Below are 9,269 nucleotides of genomic sequence, written 5' to 3' on the forward strand. Positions count from 1 at the left end.
TAGCCGTTATCCGTGTCCTGAGCCGTCTGCAGGTTCAGTGAGTCACCCGGCATCAGGTGCGGCACTTTTGCGCCTCCCAGCCGGACCGGTGCGGCGGAGTAATACGCGGCAATTTCACCAATCCAGCCGGTCAGCCTTTCCCGCTGCTCCTGACTGTTCGCGCCCAGAATAAAATCCATCGCTGACTGCGTATCCAGCTCACTCTCAATGGTGGCGGCATACATCGCCTTTACAATGGCGCTCTGCAGCTGCGTGTTCTGCAGCGTGTCGAGCATCTTCATCTGCTCCATCACGCTGTAAAACACATTTGCACCGCGAGTCTGCCCGTCCTCCACGGGTTCAAAAACGTGAATGAACGAGGCGCGCCCGCCGGGTAACTCACGGGGTATCCATGTCCATTTCTGCGGCATCCAGCCAGGATACCCGTCCTCGCTGACGTAATATCCCAGCGCCGCGCCGCTGTCATTAATCTGCACACCGGCACGGCAGTTCCGGCTGTCGCCGGTATTGTTCGGGTTGCTGATGCGCTTCGGGCTGACCATCCGGAACTGTGTCCGGAAAAGCCGCGACGGACTGGTATCCCAGGTGGCCTGAACGAACAGTTCACCGTTAAAGGCGTGCATGGCCACACCTTCCCGAATCATCATGGTAAACGTGCGTTTTCGCTCAACGTCAATGCAGCAGCAGTCATCCTCGGCAAACTCTTTCCATGCCGCTTCAACCTCGCGGGAAAAGGCACGGGCTTCTTCCTCCCCGATGCCCAGATAGCGCCAGCTTGGGCGATGACTGAGCCGGAAAAAAGACCCGACGATATGATCCTGATGCAGCTGGATGGCGTTGGCGGCATAGCCGTTATTGCGTACCAGATCGTCTGCGCGGGCATTGCCACGGGTAAAGTTGGGCAGCAGGGCTGCATCCACACTTTCACCCGGTGGGTTCCACGCCCGCAACTGCCCACCAAATCCGCTGCCACCGCCGTGATAACCGGCATATTCACGCAGCGATGTCATGCCGTCCGGCCCCAGAAGGGTGGGAATGGTGGACGTTTTCATACATAAAATCCTGCAGGTCCCCTGCGTCGCTGTGTCATGCCGGTCTGCACTTCCAGCTCCGCAATGTATTTTTTCAGGTCAGACACGGAAGTGGCCGTAAACTCCACTCGCCGTCCGTCTTTCTGTACCGTTGCCACCCGTTTTCCTGTCATCAGGTCATGCAGTGCCGCACGGGCAGCGGCAAGTTCTTCCTGTCGCGTCATTCATCCTCTCCGGATAAGGCACGGGCGTAATCTGCCAGTGTTTTCTTGTTGGTTGCTGCACCATCCTCTTCCTGCAGGCTCGCCAGCAGTGCACTGAGATCCAGCTGCCAGCGGGAAATACTGATGCGCAGCGCCGCCAGCGCATAAACGAAGCAGTCGAGCGCCTCATTGCGTCGCTTTTTGCTGTCCCACAGTATTTTTTTCCTGCCATCCACCCATTTTTCGACCTGCTCTTCAGCAGTCAGCTGCTGCGCTTCGGTCAGATCAAAAATATCCGGGTTATTCGGGAAGTGAACGGCACCGGGAAGCGGTTCATCCCCTTCCGGCGTCAGTGTGAAGCGGTTATAAATCTGCTCTTTCGCGGTATCCGTACCAATTTCGGTAAGGTAAACCCCGTTTTTGTTTCGCTTACGTGGCATGCTGGCCACCGGCTTTCCGTAGACGGATGCCCCTTTAATGGGGATCACCCGGAACAGCCCATGCTTTTTCGAGCGTTCATACACAATGGTCGGGTCAATCCCGCCAGTATCCCAGCAGATACGGGATACCGACATTTCTGCACCATTCCGGCGGATATAGGTTTTATTGATGGCCTCATCCACACGCAGCAGCGTCTGTTCATCGTCGTGGCGGCCCATAATAATCTGCCGGTCAATCAGCCAGCTTTCCTCACCCGGCCCCCATCCCCATACGCGCATTTCGTAGCGGTCCAGCTGGGAGTCGATACCGGCGGTCAGGTAAGCCACACGGTCAGGAACGGGCGCTGAATAATGCTCTTTCCGCTCCGCCATCACCTCAGCATCCGGACGTTCGCCAATTTTCGCTTCCCATGTCTCACCGAGCGTGGTGTTCACGAAGGTTTTACGTTTTCCCGTATCCCCTTTCGTCTTCATCCAGTCTTTGACAATCTGCACCCAGGTGGTGAACGGGCTGTACGCCGTCCAGATGTGAAAGGTCACACTGTCCGGCGGCTCAATCTCTTCACCGGATGACGAAAACCAGAGAATGCCATCACGGGTCCACATCCCGGTCTTTTCGCAGATATAACGGGCATCAGTAAAGTCCAGCTCCTGCTGGCGGATGACGCAGGCATTATGCTCGCAGAGATAAAACACGCTGGAGGGGTCATCCGGCGTCCATTTGAGGCCAAACGGCGTCTCTTTATCGCCAAATTTAAGGTACTGCTCCTCCCCGCAGTGCGGGCAGGCAACATGAAAACGCATAAAATGCGGGGATTCACTGGCTGCACGCTCAATCTGACAGGTGCCTCTCACTTTGGGCGTGGAGCCACGGATGGACTTTGGCCAGACCGAGCCTTCAATACGCTTGTCACCCAGGAACGTCGGAGAGCCTTCCTGTTCAATATCATCATCAAAAGCAGCAAGTTCATCATAACCCGCCACATCCACCGACTTTTCACGGTAGTTTTTTGCCGCTTTACCGCCCAGGCACCAGAAGCCACGACCATTGGAAAAACGCTTCATAGTGAGCGTGTTATCCCGGTGCTTTTTGCCATACCACGGAGCCAGCGCCAGCAGCGACGGAATATCGCGGATGGTCGGCTCAACGTGGGTTTTCATAAAGTTCTCGGCATCACCATCCGTCGGCAACCAGATAAGGGTGTTGCGCTGCTTATGCTCTATAAAGTAGGCATAAACACCCAGCAGCATTTTGGAATAACCGACACGGGCAGACTTCACCACATTCACCTCACGGATGTAGTCGCTGCCCATCGCATTCATGATGGCCCGCTGAAAGGGCAGTGTTTCCCAGCGCCCTTCCTGGTATGCGGATTCTTTCGGGAGATAGTAATTAGCATCCGCCCATTCAACGGCGGTCTGTGGCTCCGGCCTGAACAGTGAGCGAAGCCCGGCGCGGACAAAATGCCGCAGCCTGTTAACCTGACTGTTCGATATATTCACTCAGCAACCCCGGTATCAGTTCATCCAGCGCGGCTGCTTTGTTCATGGCTTTGATGATATCCCGTTTCAGGAAATCAACATGTCGGTTTTCCAGTTCCGGAAAACGCCGCTGCACCGACAGGGGGATCCCGTCGAGAATACTGGCAATTTCACCTGCGATCCGCGACAGCACGAAAGTACAGAATGCGGTTTCCACCACTTCAGCGGAGTCTCTGGCATTCTTCAGTTCCTGTGCGTCGGCCTGCGCACGCGTAAGTCGATGGCGTTCGTACTCAATAGTCCCTGGCTGGAGATCTGCCTCGCTGGCCTGCCGCAGTTCTTCAACCTCCCGGCGCAGCTTTTCGTTCTCAATTTCAGCATCCCTTTTGGCATACCATTTTATGACGGCGGCAGAGTCATAAAGCACCTCATTACCCTTGCCACCGCCTCGCAGAACGGGCATTCCCTGTTCCTGCCAGTTCTGAATGGTACGGATACTCGCACCGAAAATGTCAGCCAGCTGCTTTTTGTTGACTTCCATTGTTCATTCCACGGACAAAAACAGAGAAAGGAAACGACAGAGGCCAAAAAGCTCGCTTTCAGCACCTGTCGTTTCCTTTCTTTTCAGAGGGTATTTTAAATAAAAACATTAAGTTATGACGAAGAAGAACGGAAACGCCTTAAACCGGAAATTTTTCATAAATAGCGAAAACCCGCGAGGTCGCCGCCCCGTAACCTGTCGGATCGCCGGAAAGGACCCGCAAAATGATAATAATTATCATCTGCATGTCACAACGTGCATCTACGCCATCAAACCACGTCAAATAATCAATTATGACGCAGGTATCATATTAATTGATCTGCATCAACTTAACGTAAAAACAACTTCAGACAATACAAATCAGCGACACTAAATACGGGACAACCTCATGTCAACGAAGAACAGAACCCGCAGAACAACAATCCGCAACATCCGCTTTCCTAACCAAATGATTGAACAAATTAACATCGCTCTTGATCAAAAAGGGTCCGGGAATTTCTCAGCCTGGGTCATTGAAGCCTGCCGCCGGAGACTGTGCTCAGAAAAAAGAGTTTCTCCTGAAGCAAACAAAGAAAAGAGTGACATTACTGAATTGCTCAGAAAACAGATCAGACCAGATTGAAGCAATTTAGATAATCGTGCAGACTACGCCCCTCATATCACATGGAAGGTACTACAATGGCTCAGGTTGCCATTTTTAAACAAATATTCGATAAAGTGCGAAATAATTTAAACTATCACTGGTTTTATTCTGAACTAAAACGTCACAATGTCTCACATTACATTTACTATTTAGCTACAGAGAATATTCATCTTGTTCTTGAAAACGATAATACGGTTTTAATAAAAGGACAGGGTAAGGTTGTAAATGTAAGATTTTCAAAAAATAAATGCCTTATAGAAGCCACCTTAAAAGGATTCAAATCAGGAGAGTTATCATTTTACGAATACAGGAAAAATCTTGCTACAGCAGGGGTTTTCAGATGGATTACAAATATCCACGAAAACAAAAGGTATTACTATACCTTTGATAATTCATTACTCTTTACTGAGAACATTCAGAACACTACACAAATATTTCCGCACTAAATCATAACGTCCGGTTTCTTCCGTGCCAGAACCGGACTCGCTGGCATGATGAAATATGTGTACCCGGTAACCCCGGTGTGCATCGTTTTTGATTATTCCCGCACACTCGCGCAGAAGGAGTTCCCCGTCGGGCTACGGTCTCTGTTAATACGGGAATACGGCGACGATACAGCGCATGATGTGTCAGGCTTGAATACCTTTATCCTTTAAAAGGGATATCAGTTAAGTTATCCCGTGTAGGGTATAAACCATTATCAAAGCCACTCTGTAGGAAGTGGCTTTTGTAATGGCAATAAAAAGCCCCGCGAATGCGAGGCTAAATCCTGGTATTTGTAATGACTGGCTCTTATCTCAACGCAGCCCCTTACCGCGCGCAAGATGCTCAATATCAAGCATCAGCAATGAGATGTTTAATCTGGATTCACTCCAGAAGTGATCACCATCCTGTCTACAGAGCCAGATGTGAAGGATGATGAGTAAAATTATCGCTATCATCGAAGGCATTGCGTCCTGATGTATTCCTGAAGCGTTCTCAGTGCTGTTTGGTCGCGGATAATTCCGTCCCGGATACCGAGAACGTTTCGTCCAGCAACTGGAGAGAGTTCGACGGTGGCATCATTGCCCATGCCGGAGGCGCTGGAGGTTTCGGCTGAGGATGGCACAGGGCATTTTCCTTTGACGAACACCCGACCACCATTATCAAGCTTGCGCCGAAGAGCATCATTTTCAGCTTTCGCATCAGCCAACTCCTTCGTGTATTTAGCATCGAGTACATCAGCAGCACGCTGGCGTTGCTGCATGTCAGTAATGGTGGCGGTCGCCTGCTTCAGCTCACTGACTTTTTTATCACGCTGTTCTTTGTAGGCGATGGCGTTATCACGGTAATGATTGACCGCCCACGACAGGCAGACGATGATGCAGATAACCAGAGCATAAATAATCGCGGCGACTCTGCTCACTGATCTATCCCCCAACAGGCTAATGCGCTTTCCTGGTCACGACGAATAACCTGTCCATAGCAGTTATTTGAACGTATGCGGCAATCGCGCCCACCATCTTTTATCCACCAGCGAATCGCCTCGCATGCACCCTTACGATTACCGGCATTCAGCCGCTTATAAAACGTCGACGGGAAACACTTACCGGGGCCAATGTTATAGGGACAAAATGACGCGATACCCGCTTTCTGGGGTTCGGTCAGCGGCACTTTAATATTGCGCTCCACCCATGCCAGCGCCTTATCGCGTTCAATGGCATTAACCTGAGCACATTTTTCCTTCGTCAGTTTCATGCCCGGAATAACAGGTTTACCATCCACCATCGTGGCACCACGACAGATGGTCCATATGCCGGAACCATCGCGGTATGCCGTAGTGTGGTTACCCTCTTTTTCATCCAGAAACTGGTCAAGTATCTGAGGAGCAGATGCGCCTGCTCCAATCAGCGCCAGAACTGCAGCTGACAGGCCGTATTTGATTTTTGCGTTCATGGATATTTATCAGGATTTATCGGTTTCTGAACCCTGGATATGTTTATCTGTCCCGGCCTGTTGAATCAGGCGGGGAAAAGGTAAAGACAATCAAGAGGATTATTTATGGACAATAACACCATTTCTCTACAGGAGTTGCTCGACTGCATTTCCAGGCTTCGGGATGATGTAAATGCCCTCACTGTTGCATTTTCACATCTGGCCTTATCAATTCCCAGGGAGCAAATGCTGCCAACGCTGGCATCCATTCATTTTGAATCACGCAACCCCAAATGGTCCCAGGAACAACAAAATTCTTTCAAGTGGCTGGCGGCATTGCTGGAAGAAAATTATGCTGACAAAACTACCATTTCGGCGGAATCTTCAGGGAACCAGTAATTCTTCCCGGCAGCTTTCCTTTGTAGGTTATCCATACATTCTGCGCCTCTAAAATTACGGGGCGCTTTTCCGGCGACTGCTCATCGCCTTCACATAACCCGGCAGCGACATCCAGGAAGACCTGTCTGATGCACCTCCTGGCTGCTGCCTCATAAAACTCCAGTGCGGCACCTGCAACACGGTCTATCGAGATGTCCAGGTCAAAAATTTCACCGTCTAAGCGTTCTTTCTCCTGTAATGCTACAGTTACCGCAACTTTATCCTCGTAATTGCGGGTTCCTTTCACAACCAGTTCATAGTTTTGAGTCATTGAATTACTCTCCCCGTGCAGCCTTACGCTTATCTTCTTTAATCTTGAAATAAAGGTTTGTCAGGTACGTCAGCAGGCCAAATACCAAGCTACCCAGCACACCTATTGCTGCCCACTGTGAGGGCGTGACTTTATCGAGCAGCTGTAAAAACCAGTAACCGGCACTACCTGCTGAGGTGCCATAGGCGACACCCGTTGTTAACTTATCCATGGATTTCATAACCCCACCTCGCAGACAAAGCGGGTGTAAATTGAGGGAATACAACGTATCGCAAAAAAGCAGAAACGTAACAGACTCGGAGTCAGTGAATAACTTAGGTATTGAGTTATCAGCTAATATCGAGACTCAAAAAATGGAAAAACCAGCTCGACGGCGGGTTTAAGCTGTGTGACGAAGTAACCACTCTTAACAGCATAACCAATTTTTTACGTACGTAAACCACTGAATGATATTTATGAGAATGCTACCGAGTGTTCAAAACACCACCACAAATACATAAGAAAACCTCAACAAATAACCAATAAATAATTTCCGGCGTTATTTTTAGTTGATTTAAATTAAACCGTCAAATTATAGAACGCCCATAAATAACAGCCATTAATATAAATTAGCTAATAGGTTTATTTTTGTTCAAATAAGAGCCATGAATAGGTTTTGATAGAAAAAGTTCAGATAAAAATAGAGATCTACTTCACAAATTAAATGAGAAACTAAAACTTACATCTTGAAATAATCACATTGATTAGATGAATATTTATCTCGCAGTGACATCATTTTTTAATAATAGTTCAAAAAAAAGGGCTCACGATGAAAAAATTAACAGTGGCAATTTCTGCTGTAGCTGCATCAGTACTGATGGCGATGTCTGCTCAGGCAGCTGAAATTTATAATAAAGACAGTAACAAGCTGGATCTGTACGGGAAAGTTAATGCCAAGCACTACTTTTCCTCTAACGATGCAGATGATGGTGATACTACTTATGTTCGTCTGGGCTTCAAAGGCGAAACCCAAATCAACGATCAGCTGACTGGTTTCGGTCAGTGGGAATATGAATTCAAAGGCAACCGCGCTGAATCTCAAGGTTCCTCCAAAGACAAAACCCGTCTTGCATTTGCAGGCCTGAAATTCGGTGACTACGGCTCAATCGATTACGGCCGTAACTACGGTGTAGCATACGACATCGGTGCGTGGACTGACGTTCTGCCAGAATTCGGTGGCGATACCTGGACCCAAACAGATGTGTTCATGACTGGTCGTACCACTGGTGTTGCAACCTATCGTAACAACGACTTCTTTGGTCTGGTTGATGGTCTGAACTTTGCTGCTCAGTACCAAGGCAAAAACGATCGTAGCGATTTCGATAACTACACCGAAGGTAACGGTGATGGCTTCGGTTTCTCTGCTACCTATGAATACGAAGGATTCGGTATCGGTGCAACTTATGCGAAATCTGATCGTACCGACACTCAAGTTAATGCAGGGAAAGTTCTTCCTGAAGTATTTGCTTCCGGTAAAAATGCAGAAGTTTGGGCCGCAGGTCTGAAATATGACGCTAACAACATTTACCTGGCCACTACCTATTCTGAAACCCAGAATATGACTGTATTTGCTGATCACTTCGTTGCTAATAAAGCTCAAAACTTCGAAGCTGTTGCACAATATCAGTTCGATTTCGGTCTGCGTCCGTCCGTTGCTTACCTGCAATCTAAAGGTAAGGATCTTGGAGTATGGGGCGATCAGGACTTAGTCAAATATGTTGATGTAGGTGCAACCTATTACTTCAACAAAAATATGTCTACTTTCGTTGATTACAAAATCAACCTGCTTGACAAAAATGACTTCACTAAAGCACTCGGTGTAAGCACTGATGACATCGTTGCTGTAGGTCTGGTTTACCAGTTCTAATCTGATTACGAAAAAGATATGTTGCGGGAGGCTTTGCCTCCCCAACATATAAGTGGCTCCCTCAAGCCACTTCCTTTAGGAGCACAACCTTGCTTCTAACTATATAAACCTTCTGTTATATATTACCCTTTATTTTTGGGGGCGTTGCAACGCCCCATTTTTAATAACTTTTAGTAAACAATTGGCATATTAATTAGAGTTATCAACAACGATATCCATCTCTAACCGGATATCTAATGCCATTAACATCCCTTCAATTATACCCTCAGCCTTCTGTAACCTTTTCCCGATATAACCATCAGAGCAGCAATGCTTACCTGCCAGTGACATGAATGTCATACCGACTACATAATAATCTACTAATAAATCGTGCAAATCGCTGTTGTTCTTTTTCAGACGG

The 9,269-nt window shown here is 48.3% G+C and carries 13 protein-coding genes and 1 pseudogene; 4 read left to right on the plus strand and 10 right to left on the minus strand.

Annotation, left to right across the window (positions count from 1 at the left end; genetic code table 11):
• The 4 genes from EQY_RS0105410 to EQY_RS0105425 all read right to left on the minus strand — a co-directional run.
• Window positions 1-1,052: phage portal protein (locus EQY_RS0105410; protein WP_000858422.1), on the minus strand; the 1,052-nt coding region annotated here is incomplete at its 3' end.
• On the minus strand, window positions 1,049-1,255 hold the full coding sequence (locus EQY_RS0105415) for a phage head-tail joining protein (RefSeq protein ID WP_000198149.1): 207 nt from the start codon (window positions 1,253-1,255) through the stop codon (window positions 1,049-1,051). The genes EQY_RS0105410 and EQY_RS0105415, both read right to left, overlap by 4 nt.
• Entirely contained in the window at window positions 1,252-3,177 is a 1,926-nt protein-coding gene (locus tag EQY_RS0105420; protein ID WP_001027258.1) for a phage terminase large subunit family protein, read from the minus strand. Before EQY_RS0105420 ends, EQY_RS0105415 begins: the two co-directional genes overlap by 4 nt.
• Window positions 3,152-3,697, minus strand: a complete 546-nt coding sequence (locus EQY_RS0105425) for a DNA-packaging protein (protein WP_000453600.1) — start codon at window positions 3,695-3,697, stop codon at window positions 3,152-3,154. The genes EQY_RS0105420 and EQY_RS0105425 overlap by 26 nt, the downstream gene beginning before the upstream one ends.
• A 388-nt stretch (window positions 3,698-4,085) precedes the next feature.
• Between EQY_RS0105425 and EQY_RS0105440 the strand changes: the two genes are divergently transcribed.
• Both EQY_RS0105440 and EQY_RS0105445 read left to right on the plus strand, forming a co-directional pair.
• A complete protein-coding gene (locus EQY_RS0105440) occupies window positions 4,086-4,319 on the plus strand; it encodes a YlcI/YnfO family protein (RefSeq protein WP_000105084.1) in 234 nt (77 codons plus the stop codon).
• Window positions 4,320-4,375: 56 nt separating this feature from the next.
• Complete coding sequence (locus EQY_RS0105445; protein WP_000079508.1) at window positions 4,376-4,786, plus strand: DUF1398 domain-containing protein; 411 nt, start codon at window positions 4,376-4,378, stop codon at window positions 4,784-4,786.
• A 351-nt stretch (window positions 4,787-5,137) separates the two neighbouring features.
• Here the strand turns inward: EQY_RS0105445 and EQY_RS0105455 are convergent, their stop codons facing one another.
• From EQY_RS0105455 to EQY_RS0105465, 3 genes are read right to left on the minus strand one after another with little or no spacing between them, the layout of a single operon-like run.
• A complete protein-coding gene (locus tag EQY_RS0105455; RefSeq protein ID WP_001139675.1) occupies window positions 5,138-5,290 on the minus strand; it encodes a hypothetical protein in 153 nt (50 codons plus the stop codon).
• Window positions 5,278-5,745 carry a lysis protein gene (locus EQY_RS0105460; RefSeq protein WP_000091908.1) on the minus strand — a complete coding sequence of 156 codons (468 nt, stop codon included), beginning with the start codon at window positions 5,743-5,745 and terminating at the stop codon, window positions 5,278-5,280. Before EQY_RS0105460 ends, EQY_RS0105455 begins: the two co-directional genes overlap by 13 nt.
• Window positions 5,742-6,275 carry a lysozyme gene (locus EQY_RS0105465; RefSeq protein ID WP_000992050.1) on the minus strand — a complete coding sequence of 178 codons (534 nt, stop codon included), beginning with the start codon at window positions 6,273-6,275 and terminating at the stop codon, window positions 5,742-5,744. The genes EQY_RS0105460 and EQY_RS0105465 overlap by 4 nt, the downstream gene beginning before the upstream one ends.
• Before the next feature lie 105 nt (window positions 6,276-6,380).
• On the opposite strand from EQY_RS0105465, the gene EQY_RS0105470 reads away from it, so the two are divergent.
• On the plus strand, window positions 6,381-6,653 hold the full coding sequence (locus EQY_RS0105470; protein WP_024212420.1) for a hypothetical protein: 273 nt from the start codon (window positions 6,381-6,383) through the stop codon (window positions 6,651-6,653).
• Here EQY_RS0105470 and EQY_RS0105475 read toward each other — a convergent pair.
• Window positions 6,619-6,963, minus strand: coding sequence for a YdfR family protein (locus EQY_RS0105475; RefSeq protein WP_000193299.1), 345 nt, complete (start codon window positions 6,961-6,963; stop codon window positions 6,619-6,621). The genes EQY_RS0105470 and EQY_RS0105475 overlap by 35 nt on opposite strands.
• Window positions 6,964-6,967: 4 nt before the next feature.
• A complete protein-coding gene (essD, locus tag EQY_RS0105480) occupies window positions 6,968-7,183 on the minus strand; it encodes a phage lysis protein EssD (protein WP_000839596.1) in 216 nt (71 codons plus the stop codon).
• A gap of 588 nt (window positions 7,184-7,771) precedes the next feature.
• On the opposite strand from essD, the gene EQY_RS0105485 reads away from it, so the two are divergent.
• The gene (locus tag EQY_RS0105485; RefSeq protein WP_000737283.1) at window positions 7,772-8,869 is read left to right on the plus strand and encodes a porin; all 1,098 of its coding nucleotides are present in this window, start codon (window positions 7,772-7,774) and stop codon (window positions 8,867-8,869) included.
• Window positions 8,870-9,058: 189 nt separating this feature from the next.
• Here EQY_RS0105485 and quuD read toward each other — a convergent pair.
• Window positions 9,059-9,269: pseudogene (gene quuD / locus EQY_RS0105490) on the minus strand (antitermination protein QuuD); the annotation flags it as partial.

Origin of the sequence: Escherichia sp. TW14182, from assembly GCF_000208525.1 — a bacterium.
Taxonomy (GTDB): Bacteria; Pseudomonadota; Gammaproteobacteria; order Enterobacterales; family Enterobacteriaceae; genus Escherichia; species Escherichia ruysiae.